The following is a 14,401-nucleotide window of genomic DNA, read 5'->3' on the forward strand; positions in this document are numbered from 1 at the left end:
GTGCTATGACTGAATTGCTTAAAGACCCGGTATTGTTGGCCGTAGTCATGGGAGCGACGCTTCCATTTCTGGCCATGGCGGTGATTCTGATCTTTACGCGCCATAACCCGCGCCTTTCGAGCTTCATCTCCATCGGCGCGGTGACCGTTTCCGTCTGCGCGGCGCTTTATCTCCTCTACAAGCTGCATGGGGCCGGCCGGCCCGTTCAATATCAGACCGAATGGCTTTCATCGGACACGCTGGTCGTTCCGTTCGGATACCTGCTGGACCCCCTGAGCCTCCTGATGCTCGCCATCGTGGCGTGCATCAGTTTCCTCGTGCAGGTCTATTCCATCGGGTACATGGCGGGGGACACCGGCTACAGCCGCTACTACGCCTTTCAGTCCCTGTTCGCATGGGCCATGATGAACATGGTGATCGCTCCGGGCATGCTCCAGTTGTTCATCTTCTGGGAACTGGTCGGGTTGGCGTCCTACCTCCTGATCGGCTTTTACTACGACAAGGAAAGCGCCTCCCAGGCCGGCAAGAAGGCTTTCGTGATGACCCGCCTGGGCGATCTCGGATTCTTCCTGGGCCTGATCGTTCTGACGCTCGGTTTCGGCAACCTCGGGATCCTGGACCTGAATGAGGCCGCTCGGACGCACCAGATCTCGCAACTGCTCATGACCGTTTCCGCTTTGCTCATCTTTGGGGGCGTGATCGGCAAAAGCGCTCAATTCCCGCTCCTCACCTGGTTGCCCGACGCGATGGAAGGTCCCACTCCGGTCAGCGCGCTGCTCCACTCCGCGACGATGGTGGCCGCGGGCGTGTATATGTTCAGCCGGATTTTTCCGCTTTTTGCGGCATCTCCCGATGCAATGGCCATGGCCCTTGCCATCGGCACGGCGACAATGCTGCTTTCCTCGACCATGGCCATGGTCACCTACGACATCAAACAGGTCTGGGCCTATTCCACCATCAGTCAACTGGGGTTCATGGTCATGGCTCTGGCTGCCGGCGGGTATTTCGCCGGAGTCTTTCACCTCACCACCCACGCGGGCTTCAAAGCCCTGCTGTTTCTTTGTTCCGGCATCTTCATTCACGAGTATCACAGCAACGACATGAGGCTGATCGGAAAGGGCGGAGGGCGACGGTTGGTGATCCCGATGGCGTGCATGACCGTCGGGGCGCTGGCGTTGTCCGGTCTGCCTCCGTTCTCCGGTTTTTTCAGCAAGGAGGCCATCCTGGGCGTGCTCGCCGCCCATCCCAATAAACTCTGGCTTGCGGCGGGGCTGCTCGGCGCCCTGATGACCGCCTATTACAGCTTCCGGCTGATCTTCTTCATTCTTTTCCCCCGGGGTGGAATCGAAACACCTCACGGTCACTCGCAAGGTCACGAACATGAGGCGCACGCGGGCGGGCACGGCGGGCTGATTTTCTGGGCCATGGCGGTACCCGTGATGATCCTGGCGACCCTTACCCTGTTCCTCGGCTTCTTCCAGAGTTCCATCGAGCATTTCCTGACCGGGAATGCCGGCCGGCTTGCGGCCGCCGCCCACGGGGCGGCCCAGGAAGCAGGAAAGGCGGCCCATGACGGCCACGGAGCCGGGCACTACGTCTTGCTCGTGTTCGCGGTCTGCATGGCTTTGGGCGGGCTTGGCTGGGCCTGGGTGGAGTTCGGCCGGAAGAAGGCCGCGCAGGTAGGTTTTCTCGGCCGGTTTCCCAGGATGTGGGATTTGTTTGCGGAACGCTGGTACCTGGATCGACTGTATCGGCAGTTCCTGGACAGAGGGATTTACGCCGGGATAACGAGCCTCTTCACCCGGAACGACCGGCGCGTGATCGACGGGGGCATCGACGGCCTGTGTTTCTTTACGGTGACCGGCGGGCGATTGTTCAGTTTTCTCCAGTCGGGCATGCTGCAGTACAACCTGTTGGTCATGATCGGCGGGGTAGGTGTCGTGGTTCTCCTGTTCCTCGTGTAGAACCTTTCAGGAAGGCTTGTTTCGCACACTGAACCAACAATCAACAGCAACGGACTGGCTTATGACTTCCATGGAAATGGCCCATTTTCCCATCCTGTCGACGATTCTGCTGTCGACGGTGCTCGGTTTGCTGGTGATCCTGTTCATCCCGGCAGACCGTCCCAAACTGATCAAGCAAGTGAGCCTGGGGTTCGCGGGGCTGGGATTGGTGCTGTGCCTCTGGCTCTACCAGGCCTATGACTTGCAAAAAGGCGGCCTGCAATTCGTCGAGCGCTTCCTCTGGGTGGAAAGCCTGGGCATTTACTACTTCAACGCCGTGGACGGAATCAACCTGCCGATGTTGCTCCTGACCGCCGTGGTCCTCTTCACGGGAGTCTGGACCATGTGGGACCTGGAACTGCGCGTCAAGGAGTTTTTCGCCCTGGTCTTTCTCCTGGTGGCCGGAGTCTACGGCGTCTTCATGTCCATGGACCTGTTCTGGATTTTCGTCTGGTATGACGTTTCGCTCTTTCCCATGTATCCCCTGATCGCCATCTGGGGGAGCACTCGCAAAGAATACGGCGCCATGAAGCTCACCCTCTACCTGCTCGCGGGCAGCGCTCTGATCCTGCCCGGCATCCTGTACCTGTGGGCGCAGGCCGGGGGAGTCACGTTCGATCTGTTCGAGCTGCAGAAAATAGGCTTCAGCCCGTTCGCGCAGAAGCTCGCCTTCATCTTCTTCTATATCGGCTTCGGAATTCTCGCCGCCGTCTGGCCGCTCCATACCTGGTCTCCGGTTGGTCACGTGGCGGCTCCCACGGCGGTGAGCATGATCCATGCCGGCGTTCTGATGAAGCTGGGAGCCTACGGGATCCTTCGGCTGGGCATGACGCTGTGTCCCGAGGGCCTCGCGTACTGGGCGGATCTCATGGCCCTGCTCGGGACGGTGGGAATCGTGTACGGTGCCTTCGTCGGCCTGGCCCAAACCGACCTCAAGTATGTCATCGGCTATTCGAGCGTGTCGCACATGGGCATGGTCGGGCTGGGGCTTTCCACCATGACGGTCAACGGCATCAACGGAGCCGTTTTTCAGATGTTTGCCCACGGCGTGATGACGGCGCTCTTCTTCTCCGCCGTCGGCTATATCTACGATCGGACGCACACCAAGATGATCCCCGATTTGGGCGGTTTGTCCAGGACCATGCCCGTGGCTTCCGCCTTCTTTATCGTGGCGGCCTTCTCCGGCATCGGGGTTCCCTGCATGGCCAGCTTCTGGGCGGAGCTGCTGGTGTTTCTGTCCGCGGTGAAAACCTACCCGGTCCGCGGCATACTTGCGGTGTTCGGCCTGGTGGTGAGCGCCCTGTTCATGCTCCGCGTGGTGCAAAGGACGTTCTACGGGGAAAGGAACGAGCGTTGGGCTCACATCCCGGATGTTCCGCTGTTCCTGGCCACGCCCAGGATCATCCTGGTGAGTATCATCATCTTCTTCGGGATTTTCCCCAAACTCATGCTGGACGTCATTCAGAGTGCGGTGATCCCGTTTGTCGGCAGTCTGTAGCACTCACAAAGGGAAAAAGCGACAATGATGAAATGGGTCCTTTTTATACCTGAGCTGTATTACCTGTTGATGGCGGTGGTCTTCTTCGCCTGTTCGCTGAGCAGAAGGCTGCAGTCGGGCGTCCTTTACCGATGGGCGGTCATCCTGGCCGGCGGCGGCCTCCTGGCGACAGTCCTGGCGGTCAACCAGAACGGGTTCATCTTCTTCGATTGCTACAGGGTCGACCTTTACAGCCAGCTGTTCAAGATCCTGCTGGCACTGGGTACCTTCTGGGTGATCTTTTCCTGCAGCGAGCTTCAGGGGATCGACTCGCGCTACCACGCCGAATTCTTTCTGCTGACCACGGTATGCACGCTCGGCATGATGATGCTCGTCAGCGCCAACGAACTGCTCACGGTCTACGTCTCCATCGAACTCTCCTCCTACTCGCTCTACCTTCTTGTGCCCATGCGCAAACAGACGGAAATATACGTCGAGACGGGAATCAAGTATTTCATGATCGGCGTCACCGCGTCCGCCTTCATGCTGTTCGGCATCAGCTTCATCTTCGGCGTGGCGCATACCACCTACGTGCCCGACCTGGTGAAAACGCTTCCCTCCCTGATCAAGGAACCTGCCGCCATTATCGGGCTCGTTTTGACCCTGTGCGGTTTCTTCTTCAAACAGGCCCTCTTTCCGTTTCACAGTTGGGCGCCCGACGTCTACATGGGGGCTGCCAACCAGGTGACCACATACATCGCCACGGCTTCGAAAATGGCCGCCGCGGCCATGGTGATTCGATTCGTCAATCTGTCCGGGGGAGAGAGCCCCCTGTTCACGCAGGTCCTGGTGGGCCTGGCGGTGCTGTCGATGACTTTCGGGAATCTGGTGGCCATTATCCAGAAGGATTTGAAACGTCTCCTGGCCTACTCCAGCATTGCGCACGCCGGGTACATGATGATCGGCATTCTGACCATGAGCGAGCACGGCGTGGCGAGCGCGATTTACTACTCAGCAGCGTATCTGGTGATGAACTTCGCCTGCTTCATGGTGATCATGAAAGTGGCCGATGACGGACGGAACCTGCAGATCAAGGAACTGGCGGGACTGCACAAGCGTTCCCCCCTCCTCGCAATGACCCTGATGCTTGGCTTGTTCGGCCTTGCGGGCATCCCGCCCACGGTGGGCTTCACAGGAAAATTCCTGGTGTTTGCCGCCGCCCTCCGCAAAGGTTACCTGATTCTGGTCATTATCGGGATGATCAACGCCACCATTTCGTTGTATTATTATCTGATCGTGATCAAGGCCGCTTATCTTCTGGAACCGGAGCGGCCGTATCCGGATGTCCGGGTGGACACATGGACCCGAGCCCTGAGTTACGGGCTGATCGTCCTCATGATCTATCTGGGAGTGTTTCCCGACCAGTTCGTCGCTCTGACGGAGGCGGCGGCACGGAGTCTGCCCTAGGGCGCGGGGATGCCCGACGCGGCCCCGTGAGGCGATCCTTTGGCGCGGGATTCCGTCGGCGCGGGCGTTGCGGGCTTGCGATCGGATTGATGGTGCAACCTCTAGGAGGCAGGAACAAACTATGGGATTCTGGATGGACTTGATTCGAGACATCTTGCGCGAACCGTGGATACCGCGCGATCCGAAAACCCGCGCGCGGGAAGCGGCGCCGGCACCTCGGAGGGCCGCGGTTCCGGAAGCGAAACCCTTTTGCGATCCGAGATCGGTAAGGGCCTGTGTGAGCGTGTGCGTTCCCAGGGGCGAGTGTTCGTGTCACTGCAATGCGGTCCGGGATGCACTCATGGAGGAAATTGCCCGACGCCGCGTCGGCGTCGTGGTGGGAGGTGCGAAATTCGGTTGCCGAGGGAACTGCAGGAATGGCCCGTTCCTCGGATTTCCTCAACGTGACTTCTTCTACTGCAAGGTGAATCCACGGGACATTCCCGGCATAGTGAACGAAACGCTCATCAACGGACGGATCCTTTTCCCTCTGGTTTCCGTCAATCCCGAACGCTCCTATCGGCCGGACATCATCTATGAGAGGGACTCCGGAATGTTGGTCGGAATCGACGAGCATGTCTGCATGGTGGATGTGGCCCGCTGTTTCGCGGACATGGAGGGGGCTTCGGCCGCCAAGTCTCCGGCCGTGGCGGCCGTGATGGTCCGAATTCAGGAGAAAGTCCGCCGAATATCGGGAGGCATCGGGACCAGGGCGGACCTCGAAGCGCTTCGGGCCATTCTCGATGAGCTGAGGCTTGAGGTCAAAGCCGATCCGACGGAGCTGGGAAGCGGGCTCCTGAGCGCCGTTTCGCATTTCCAGGATGAATTCCGCCAACACGTGGAGCAGGGCGGATGCCCGCTGGGGGTATGTTCGAAGCTCACCGAGGAACAGGTGCTGGCGGCAACCGCCGCGACCCAGGCCGAAATGGCGAAGAAGGCGAAGCCGGAGGTTCCGAAAGCGGAGAAGAAGGGACCTGCGCCCGCCGAAGAAAGCCGCCCTGTGGAGGCACCCGGTGGGAAGCGGGAGAAAGTCCCGGCGGCGGCTCCGGCCCCCGAACCCTCGGTTCCGGCGGCGGAATCGGCCACACCTGCAGCTGCGCCCGTTCACGGCGGACCGGTGGCGGCAAGGGTCGAGGCCGCGGTGCCGGTCGCGGCCGAGCGCCCCGCGGAGGCGGAAGTCCCGGCGGTGATGCCGGTCACGACTGCCGTCGAGGAGCATGGCGCCGGGCCCGCGGAGATGCCCGAGGCCGTTCCCGAAGCAGCGGACACCGTGTCCGCCGCGGCGGATCTGGCGCACAGGGAATGCGTGCTGTCCGAGGAAATGCCCGAAGCTTCCGCTCAGGCCGAAGCGATGGGGATCGAGACTCCTCCTTCCTGCCAGGTACCGCCGGTGGAGGAAGCTGCGGCGATTCCCGATGTGCCGCGGGGCGAAGTCGAAAAACAGCCCCTGGCGCCGAAAAAAGAGAAGAAAAAGTCCGGCAGGAAGAAAAAAGACGCTTCTTCGAAAGGCAAGAGCTCCAAGAAGAAGAAATAGGGCGGCTGTAGGGCTTTTCATGTAACGCTGCGAGCCCCGCCCTTGCGGGGTTTCCACGCAATCGCGATCCTGCGGCCGTCGGGCGCGTCCGGCCGATGACGCGGGGGAGGGTGCACCCGGCGCATGGTGACATCCTTCACGGTCACTTTGGCTTTTCCGTCATCCCCCGTGCAGTCCGATACCGAGGTGAATTCAAGATCACGCAACACCTGCCCGTCGAGAGGCGACGCGGGCGGGCATAAAGCCCGCCCCCTGCTACGGACCGATGTGCCGATCAGACGTAGGAAGGGGAGGGCTTTATGCCCGCCCGCCCGATGCCGCGGACTTGAACGCAATTATCCATGAGGCTGCGTTTCACCCGCGAGGCATGAAAACAGACTCTTCCGGGAGTCTATTTTCTAGGTAATTGCCCGAGAGACCGGCGTCACCCGCCAAGCATGAAACCCGATGTACCCGGGAATCTATTTTTCATGTGACCTGGACTGAGTGCCCAGGGACGTGCGAATGACCTGCAGCGGAAACGTGGGGAAGTGGACCGGGATTCGAATCCGGGTGTTCGGGTGGGCGCATTCCAGGCGGTTGCCTCCAAGGTCCTCGAAATCGCTCAATCGAAGCGTCTCCGTGGTTCCGTCCGGAAAGAGAAAATCCAGGTCCATGCCGGGGACGAGCCTGCTCCTGACCTCGACGCACACCCGGCCGCTCATGAGGGGCGCGTCGAATTCGTCAGCGCCCGCGTCGCGAGGGTCGAGCCGGACCAGGCCGGCCAGTGTGTGCGTCTGCTCGTAGTCGGCGGTCGCGTGGATATTCCCGTCCGGTCCCGCGGAATCCCCGAATAGAAGCCCTTTCGAATACGGGCGATGGCTTACCCGGTCCAGGTCCAGGCGCCGGCTCGCGCCGGCCCCGCGTATTTCGGGGGCGGTGCGGCAGGTGTCGAGCGCCTGGCGGTAGGCGCGCACCACGCTTGCCAGGTAGAGCGCCCCTTTCATCCGCCCTTCGATCTTGAAGGCGTCGATTCCCATTGCCGTCAAGTCCCCCAGTTCGTCGATCAGGCACAGATCCTTGGAGTTGAAAATAAAGGTTCCGGAGTCGTCTTCATGGATGGGCAGGTACTGGCCGGGTCTGTGTTCCTCGACCAGCCGGTAGGACCAGCGACAGGGTTGCGAACACAGGCCCCGGTTGGCACTGCGGCCGGACAGAAAGGCGCTCAGCAGGCATCTCCCCGAATAGGACACGCACATGGCGCCGTGGACGAACATCTCGAGCTCAAGAGAGGTTCGCAGCCGGATTTCCGCTATTTCCTGAAAAGTCAGCTCGCGGGCAAGATTCACCCTCCTGATCCCCTGTTCCTGCCAGAACCGCGCGCTCATCGAGTTCATCGTGTTGGCCTGGGTGCTGAGGTGAACGGGTGTGCCGGGCGCGTGCCTGCGGGCCAGGACCAGAACCCCGGGGTCGCTCACGATCAGGCCGTCGACCCGGATGCCCTCGAGGTACTCGAGAAAGGGCGGCAACCGGTCGAGATCCGAGTCGCGCGCGAAGACGTTCACCGCAACGTACACTTTCCGGTTCGAGCGGTGGGCGAGAAAGACCGCTGCGGCCAGCTCCTCGTCGTGCAGATTGCGGGCATAGGCCCTGAGACTGAACGCCTTGCCTCCAAGATAGACGGCATCGGCGCCGTAGAGGAATGCAATGCGGCATTTTTCCAGGCTGCCGGCCGGAGCGAGCAACTCGGGAGGGCTCTTCGCCGACATTTTGGGAGCCGTATTCGTCACGGGAGCGCCTCTTTTCTTGAGGATTGCATGCCGCGCGGGCATTCAAATCCGGAAAATTCCGATCATGGTTTGACAATTATTCAAAGCATCTGTACTTATCACTCAGTGGATAAGGGAGGCAAGAGGGTGTAGCGCGGGAAGAAATGCTTTTCGGGAGCAGCGCCCCGGAGAAGAGGGTCGGCCATGGACACGCCGCATGGAGCATCTTCCGGTGAGAGTGACAGGATTGCCTGGTTGGCGTTGAGGCTCGTTCCCGACCTGGGGAATCGCTCCGTGTTGCGGCTGATCAATCGTTTCGGGTCTCCGCGGGCGGTGCTCGACGCGGAGCCGAAGGAGCTCGCAACGGTGGAGGGGCTGCGGGGAAAGGCGATTTCAGCCCTGCAAAGGAAGGAGTTTCTTCGCCATCCGGAAACCGAATGGGAGACGCTACAACGGAAAGGCGTCAAGCTTCTGGCTCTGAACGATCCGGAGTACCCGTCCAATCTTTCGGCCATTCCCGATCCGCCTGCCGTGTTGTTCGTGCGGGGGGAGCTCCAACCGAGGGACCTGGTTGCGGTTGCCGTGGTGGGTTCGAGGGCGGCATCCCCCATGGGAATGATCTTCACGGAGAAACTGAGCGGTGAGCTTGCCCTCAATGGCGTGACGATTGTGAGCGGGTTCGCCGTCGGCATCGACAGCGCGGCCCATCGCGGGGCGATCAAGGCCGGGGGCCGCACCATCGCCGTGTTGGGGTGCGGGCTCGACATCGATTATCCATACGGGCAGGGCGGCCTGCGGGACGAGATTGCGGCGTCCGGGGCGCTCGTCACCGAATTCCCGCTGGGGACTCCTCCGGTCGCCGGGCACTTTCCCCAGCGAAATCGGATCATCAGCGGCCTGTCACTGGGAGTGGTGGTCGTCGAAGCGGCGCATCGGAGCGGATCGCTCATCACGGCGAGGCTGGCCCTGGAGCAGGGAAGAGAGGTTTTTGCGGTTCCGGGAATGGCCCATCATTATCGGAGTGTCGGACCTCACCGGCTGCTCAGAGAGGGAGCGAAGCTGGTGGAAGGCGCCGAAGACGTATTGGAGGAGTTGCGCCCGTTGATTCGACGGAGCGCTGCACCGCCCGGCGAGCCCGATGAACGGGAAACGCCGGTATCCGGGTTGGAGCCGGACGAGCTTCAGGCTCTTCGGGAGCTGGACGGGAATCCGAGGCATATCGACGAGATTGCCCGTTCGACGCAATGGCCGGTCGGAAAAGTCATGGCCGTGTTGTCGAATCTTGAGCTCAAAGGGGTTGCGCGGCAACTGCCCGGGAAATATTTTGTTCATACTTGGAAACAGACTTGCCGAAAGAGTAAGTGAGGATAGGTTGAATGTCTAAGTCATTATTGATTGTCGAATCCCCGACAAAAGCGAAGACACTTGGGAGATACCTTGGAAAAGATTTCATTGTAAAAGCCTCTGTGGGGCATGTGAAGGATCTTCCCAAGAACAGGCTCGGAATCAATCTGGAAAAGGATTTCCAGCCGGAATACCAGGTAATACGCGGCAAGAAGAAGGTCATCAGCGAACTGCACGAGGCCGCCGCAAAGTCGGGAGCGATCTTTCTCGGTCCGGACCCCGACCGCGAGGGTGAGGCCATTGCGTGGCATATCGCGGAAGAAATCGGTGCCACGGACAAGCCCGTATACCGGGTGCTTTTCTACGAGCTGACCCGGAAAGCGATACAGGAAGCTCTTGCCAAGCCCGACAGGCTGAACCGGGAGCTCTACGAAGCCCAGCAGGCCAGGCGCATTCTGGACCGCCTGGTAGGATATATGATTTCCCCGATCCTGTGGCAGAAAGTGAAGCGAGGGTTGAGCGCCGGGAGGGTGCAGTCGGTGGCCCTTCGGTTGATCTGCGCGCGGGAAAAGGAGATCCGGGATTTCGATTCCAGGGAGTACTGGACCATAACCGCTTTGCTGGGGACGCAGGCATCGGCCGATGCGCCCGCGAAGAGCGCGTCCCGGCGGTTCAAGGCGGAGCTGTTCCGTTGCGGGAAGAAGAAATGCACGATTTCCACGGGAGAGGAAGCCCGCGAGCTGGTAGACCGGCTGCGGCCGCTCGACTATCGGGTGAGCAAGGTCGAACGCAGGAAGAAGAAACGCCATCCGGCGCCTCCCTTCATCACCAGCACGCTGCAGCAGGAGGCGGCCAGGAAGCTGCATTTCTCTGCCAGGCAGACCATGAATGTGGCCCAGCGGCTCTACGAGGGGCTCGAACTGGGAAAGGAAGGGGCCGTCGGCCTGATCACGTACATGCGTACCGACTCGACACGGCTGTCCGCGGATGCCGTTCAGGCGGTCCGGGACTACATCGCCGGACATTGGGACAAGGCCTATCTGCCGGCCAAGCCCGCCGCGTACAAGAGCAAAGCGGGCGCCCAGGGAGCGCACGAGGCGATCCGGCCCACGGACGTGAATCGGACCCCGGAAACCGTTGCGGGCTTTCTGACAAAAGAGCAGCTCAAGCTCTATACGCTCATCTGGAAACGTTTCACGGCATGCCAGATGGCGCCTGCCGTTCTCGACCAGACCTCGGTGGATATCGCGGCCGGGGACTACGTCTTGCGTGCGTCCGGCTCGATCGTCGAGTTTCCGGGTTTCATGACGCTGTATGTCGAGGGTCGGGAGAACGGGGATGAGGATTCGGAGACCGAGGGGCTGCTGCCCGAGCTGAAGGAAGGGGAGGTCCTGAGGCTGGAAGACCTGAAGGCAGATCAGCATTTCACCCAGCCTCCGCCGCGGTATACCGAAGCCTCCCTGATCAAGGAGCTCGAAGATCTCGGCATCGGGCGGCCCAGCACTTATGCCACGATCCTTTCGACGATCCTGGATCGGGAATATGCCGTGGTCCGTAAGAAGAGCCTCTTCCCCAGCGAATTGGGATGGCTGATCGACGGCCTGATGGTGGAAAACTTCCCCAGCGTGGTGGACGTCGATTTTACCGCCAAAATGGAAAAAAGCCTGGACGAAATCGAACAGGGGCAGCACCCTTATCGCAACCTTTTGGCGGAATTTTACGAGCAGTTTTCGAAGACGCTCGAATCCGCGCGGACCAACATGGTGAACCTCAAGGCGGTCGGACGCCGGACCGATCTCCAGTGCCCGCAGTGCGGCCTGCCGCTGCACATCCGGTGGAGTCGCAACGGGCCGTTCCTGGCCTGCAGCGGCTATCCGGACTGCCGGTTCTCGTCGGACTACAGGCGGGATGAAAAGGGAAACATCGAGCCGGTGGCCGAGGAATCCACCGGCGAGACGTGTGAGAAGTGCGGGCGACCGATGATCCTGAAGAAGGGGCGTTTCGGGAACTTCCTGGCTTGCAGCGGCTATCCGGCGTGCAAGAACACCAAGGCGCCCGGTACGGGAATCCCGTGTCCGCGCGAAGGATGTTCGGGGGAGTTGGTGGAACGGGTCAGCAGAGGCGGCCGGCATTTCTTCGGCTGCAGCAGATATCCGGAATGCAAGACGGCCTTTTCGGGGCGGCCGGTCCCGGGGAAATGCCCTTCATGCGGCACCGGGCCGTTGATTGAAAAGGGGGGCAAGGGAGGGAGTGTGAAGCGGGTCTGCGTCAATCCGTCCTGCAAGTATGTGGAAACCGTTCCCGCCGCGGCGGACCGGAAGGCCGCAAAGGATTGACGATGCCCGTTGTCCTTCCGATGACCATTCAACAGGTGCTGGTGTTTGTCGTCGGGTGTTGCCTGGGGAGCTTCTTCAACGTGGTGATCCACCGCCTCCCGGCCGGCGAATCCCTCGTGCACCCCGGATCGCGCTGTCCGGGCTGCCGTCGGGAAATTGCGTTCTACGACAACATCCCGCTGTTGAGTTATGTGTTGTTGCGGGGGAAGTGCCGGCACTGCGGCAAGCCGATCGGCTTGCGCTACCCGTTCGTGGAAGCCTTGACCGGTTTGTTCGCGGTGTTGCTGTTCCGACGGTACGGCTGGCACGCGCAGTTCGGAATCGAGTTCTTCTTCATCTCGCTGTTGATCGTCATCACGTACATCGATCTGGACACGTTCAAGATTTTTGACTTGTTCTCCCTGGGAGGATTGGTCGCCGGATTCGGCTTCTCGTTCATTTCGATCCAGGTCACGTGGGAGGAGTCGCTCGTCGGCATCATTCTCGGCGGGGGGCTGTTCTTTCTCATCGAGAAGGGATATCAGTGGATACGGCACGACGAGGGACTGGGCCGGGGTGACGTCTACCTGCTGGCCATGATCGGCGCTTACGTCGGCTGGGCCGGGGTGGTGTTCACCATCCTGGTGGCTTCGGTGATCGGGGCCGCGGTCGGCATGATCGCCATGCGCCGCGCCAATGAGGGGCTCAAGACGGCCATTCCGTTCGGACCTTTTCTCTCGCTCGGAGCGATCGGCTACATATTTTTCGGCCACAGCTTTTACGCCTGGTATCTGGGAGACCTTCTCGGAATTTAGAGGAAATTGCCGGGAATGACTCGAAAACGCTTCTTTGTGGAAAGGGCCGTTCCCGGCGAAGGAACGATTGATCTCGGCGTTGACGCCGCGCACCATATCGAACATGTGCTCCGTCTCAGAGCCGGAGAAGAAGTGGAGCTGATCGACGGGGTTGGTGGCGGCTGGCTGGGCGCAATCGTGGAAGCGGGAACGGGAACGGTGCGGGTGAGGATTACCGGCAGGCTCGGTCCGCCCGCCGAATCTTCGCTCAATCTTTCACTGGCGTTGGCTTTTTCCCGTGCCGACCGGATGGACCTGGTTCTGAGGCAGGCTACGGAAATCGGTGTGAACCGGTTCATCGCTTTCAGATCGCGGAGAAGCCAGTACGCTCTGACGGGCAGGGCGGCGGGAAAGAGGCTGGAACGCTGGCAGAGGATCGCGCGCGAGGCGGTCTGCCAGTGCGGTAGACTGAACGTGCCCGAGATGGTCATTCTCTCGGACGTTCGGGAATTGCTCGCGAAGATCGAACAGAGGGAGCGTTCCGGAAACCTGCTGCGGATTCTCGCCTTCGAGAGAGGGAACGGCAAGGGCATCGTGGATTTGCATCGCGCATTTCCGCAGTGCACGGAGGTGATGGTTGCGGTCGGGCCGGAAGGGGGATGGAGCTCCGAAGAGGCGGAGCTGCTGACCCGCAATGGTTTTCATGCGGTCCATCTGGGGCCGAGGATTCTACGTCTGGAGACGGCGGCGGCCATTGTGTTGTCGTCGGTCCAACTGTTGTGGGGCGATTTGGGTGCATGAGCGCCAGGGAAGGAAAAGATCATGAGATGCAGCAAATGTGGTTTCGTAAGCTTCGATCACCAGTCCGAATGCAAGGGCTGCGGCGCGAGCCTGGCTGCTGTGCGGGATGAGCTGGGTCTTCCGCACGTCAAATCCGCGCTCCCCTTTACCCTCGGATCGTTGACCAAGGAGATCGATACGAAACAGACCGAGGTGAAGGGGCTTGTTTTGGACGAACCCTATGACTCGACACTCCCGGACATCGAGTTCGACGATGAATACCAGGGAGGTTCCAAGCCGAGCGCGGAACAGGCTCCGGCGCCTCCATCCGGGGGCGCGGCGCGGGTTTCCATGGAGGATCTGATCTCCCGCTCCGATGCGGGTGCGGATAAGGAAGACAGTTTCTCGCTCGATCTGGACTTCCTCCAGACCGAGGAGCCGACGTCCCGGGCGCAGGCCCCGGCCGCCAGTGCTGTGGATGCGGGCGCGGGGAAAGGGAATGTCGGCCGGTATATGCCGCAGGCGGCCCCGAGCCCGGCTGCCCCCGCGAAGCCTTCGGGGACGGCCGACGATAGCCTGGTGATCGAGCTCTCCGACAGCGATCTTGAAAACATTCTCGAAGACCTGAAAGATGTGCCGCCCGACCCGCCGCATCCCGGCAAGGGCAGGGCAAAAATTTCTTGACACGGAATCGACATTTGGTTAACATCCGCGCGTTTGGGGCGAGGTAGCTCAGTCGGTAGAGCAGTGGACTGAAAATCCTCGTGTCCTCAGTTCGATTCTGAGCCTCGCCACCAGACAAAAAAATAGTTTCAGAGGCTTACAGAGTCCTCAAACTAAACGATCAAGCCCGCCAAAAGCGGGCTTTCGTTTTTTCCGCGCCCGAGGGGCGGTTGCGGC

General features: G+C 60.7%; 10 protein-coding genes and 1 tRNA gene. 10 read left to right on the forward strand and 1 reads right to left on the reverse strand.

All coding sequences use genetic code 11. The annotated features are described in order from the left end of the window. Positions 1 to 5: 5 nt before the first annotated feature. From SFUM_RS01070 to SFUM_RS01085, 4 genes are all read left to right on the forward strand, one after another. The gene (locus tag SFUM_RS01070) at positions 6 to 1,964 is read left to right on the forward strand and encodes an NADH-quinone oxidoreductase subunit 5 family protein (RefSeq protein WP_011697081.1); all 1,959 of its coding nucleotides are present in this window, start codon (positions 6 to 8) and stop codon (positions 1,962 to 1,964) included. A 61-nt stretch (positions 1,965 to 2,025) separates the two neighbouring features. Then, complete coding sequence (locus SFUM_RS01075; protein WP_041439538.1) at positions 2,026 to 3,501, forward strand: complex I subunit 4 family protein; 1,476 nt, start codon at positions 2,026 to 2,028, stop codon at positions 3,499 to 3,501. Between the two features lie 24 nt (positions 3,502 to 3,525). Beyond that, complete coding sequence (locus tag SFUM_RS01080; RefSeq protein WP_011697083.1) at positions 3,526 to 4,947, forward strand: NADH-quinone oxidoreductase subunit N; 1,422 nt, start codon at positions 3,526 to 3,528, stop codon at positions 4,945 to 4,947. A 340-nt stretch (positions 4,948 to 5,287) separates the two neighbouring features. Further along, positions 5,288 to 6,520 carry a (2Fe-2S) ferredoxin domain-containing protein gene (locus SFUM_RS01085; RefSeq protein ID WP_150109396.1) on the forward strand — a complete coding sequence of 411 codons (1,233 nt, stop codon included), beginning with the start codon at positions 5,288 to 5,290 and terminating at the stop codon, positions 6,518 to 6,520. A gap of 461 nt (positions 6,521 to 6,981) precedes the next feature. Here the strand turns inward: SFUM_RS01085 and SFUM_RS01090 are convergent, their stop codons facing one another. Beyond that, positions 6,982 to 8,268 carry a peptidase U32 family protein gene (locus SFUM_RS01090; RefSeq protein WP_041441290.1) on the reverse strand — a complete coding sequence of 429 codons (1,287 nt, stop codon included), beginning with the start codon at positions 8,266 to 8,268 and terminating at the stop codon, positions 6,982 to 6,984. A 204-nt stretch (positions 8,269 to 8,472) separates the two neighbouring features. Here SFUM_RS01090 and dprA point away from each other — a divergent pair, with 204 nt between their 5' ends. The 6 genes from dprA (at position 8,473) to SFUM_RS01120 (ending at position 14,298) form a co-directional block, all read left to right on the forward strand. Further along, complete coding sequence (gene dprA / locus SFUM_RS01095; protein ID WP_011697086.1) at positions 8,473 to 9,633, forward strand: DNA-processing protein DprA; 1,161 nt, start codon at positions 8,473 to 8,475, stop codon at positions 9,631 to 9,633. Positions 9,634 to 9,644: 11 nt separating this feature from the next. After that, the gene (gene topA / locus SFUM_RS01100; RefSeq protein ID WP_011697087.1) at positions 9,645 to 11,948 is read left to right on the forward strand and encodes a type I DNA topoisomerase; all 2,304 of its coding nucleotides are present in this window, start codon (positions 9,645 to 9,647) and stop codon (positions 11,946 to 11,948) included. Positions 11,949 to 11,950: 2 nt separating this feature from the next. Beyond that, on the forward strand, positions 11,951 to 12,742 hold the full coding sequence (locus SFUM_RS01105) for a prepilin peptidase (RefSeq protein WP_011697088.1): 792 nt from the start codon (positions 11,951 to 11,953) through the stop codon (positions 12,740 to 12,742). A 15-nt stretch (positions 12,743 to 12,757) separates the two neighbouring features. Then, positions 12,758 to 13,522 (forward strand): 16S rRNA (uracil(1498)-N(3))-methyltransferase, encoded by a 765-nt coding sequence (locus tag SFUM_RS01110; protein ID WP_011697089.1) that lies wholly within the window; start codon positions 12,758 to 12,760, stop codon positions 13,520 to 13,522. A 21-nt stretch (positions 13,523 to 13,543) separates the two neighbouring features. After that, entirely contained in the window at positions 13,544 to 14,185 is a 642-nt protein-coding gene (locus tag SFUM_RS01115; RefSeq protein ID WP_011697090.1) for a hypothetical protein, read from the forward strand. Between the two features lie 37 nt (positions 14,186 to 14,222). Further along, positions 14,223 to 14,298 (forward strand) — tRNA-Phe (locus SFUM_RS01120). Positions 14,299 to 14,401: the final 103 nt, after the last annotated feature.

It is taken from the genome of Syntrophobacter fumaroxidans MPOB (assembly GCF_000014965.1).
GTDB classification, from domain to species: domain Bacteria; phylum Desulfobacterota; class Syntrophobacteria; order Syntrophobacterales; family Syntrophobacteraceae; genus Syntrophobacter; species Syntrophobacter fumaroxidans.

What these genes read in the sequence shown, in the direction of transcription:
- SFUM_RS01070 (WP_011697081.1), top strand. Translation starts at nt 6, where the DNA reads ATGACTGAATTGCTTAAAGACCCGGTATTGTTGGCCGTAGTCATGGGA.
- SFUM_RS01075 (WP_041439538.1), top strand. Translation starts at nt 2,026, where the DNA reads ATGACTTCCATGGAAATGGCCCATTTTCCCATCCTGTCGACGATTCTG.
- SFUM_RS01080 (WP_011697083.1), top strand. Translation starts at nt 3,526, where the DNA reads ATGATGAAATGGGTCCTTTTTATACCTGAGCTGTATTACCTGTTGATG.
- SFUM_RS01085 (WP_150109396.1), top strand. Translation starts at nt 5,288, where the DNA reads ATGGAGGAAATTGCCCGACGCCGCGTCGGCGTCGTGGTGGGAGGTGCG.
- SFUM_RS01090 (WP_041441290.1), bottom strand. Translation starts at nt 8,268, where the DNA reads ATGTCGGCGAAGAGCCCTCCCGAGTTGCTCGCTCCGGCCGGCAGCCTG.
- dprA (WP_011697086.1), top strand. Translation starts at nt 8,473, where the DNA reads ATGGACACGCCGCATGGAGCATCTTCCGGTGAGAGTGACAGGATTGCC.
- topA (WP_011697087.1), top strand. Translation starts at nt 9,645, where the DNA reads ATGTCTAAGTCATTATTGATTGTCGAATCCCCGACAAAAGCGAAGACA.
- SFUM_RS01105 (WP_011697088.1), top strand. Translation starts at nt 11,951, where the DNA reads ATGCCCGTTGTCCTTCCGATGACCATTCAACAGGTGCTGGTGTTTGTC.
- SFUM_RS01110 (WP_011697089.1), top strand. Translation starts at nt 12,758, where the DNA reads ATGACTCGAAAACGCTTCTTTGTGGAAAGGGCCGTTCCCGGCGAAGGA.
- SFUM_RS01115 (WP_011697090.1), top strand. Translation starts at nt 13,544, where the DNA reads ATGAGATGCAGCAAATGTGGTTTCGTAAGCTTCGATCACCAGTCCGAA.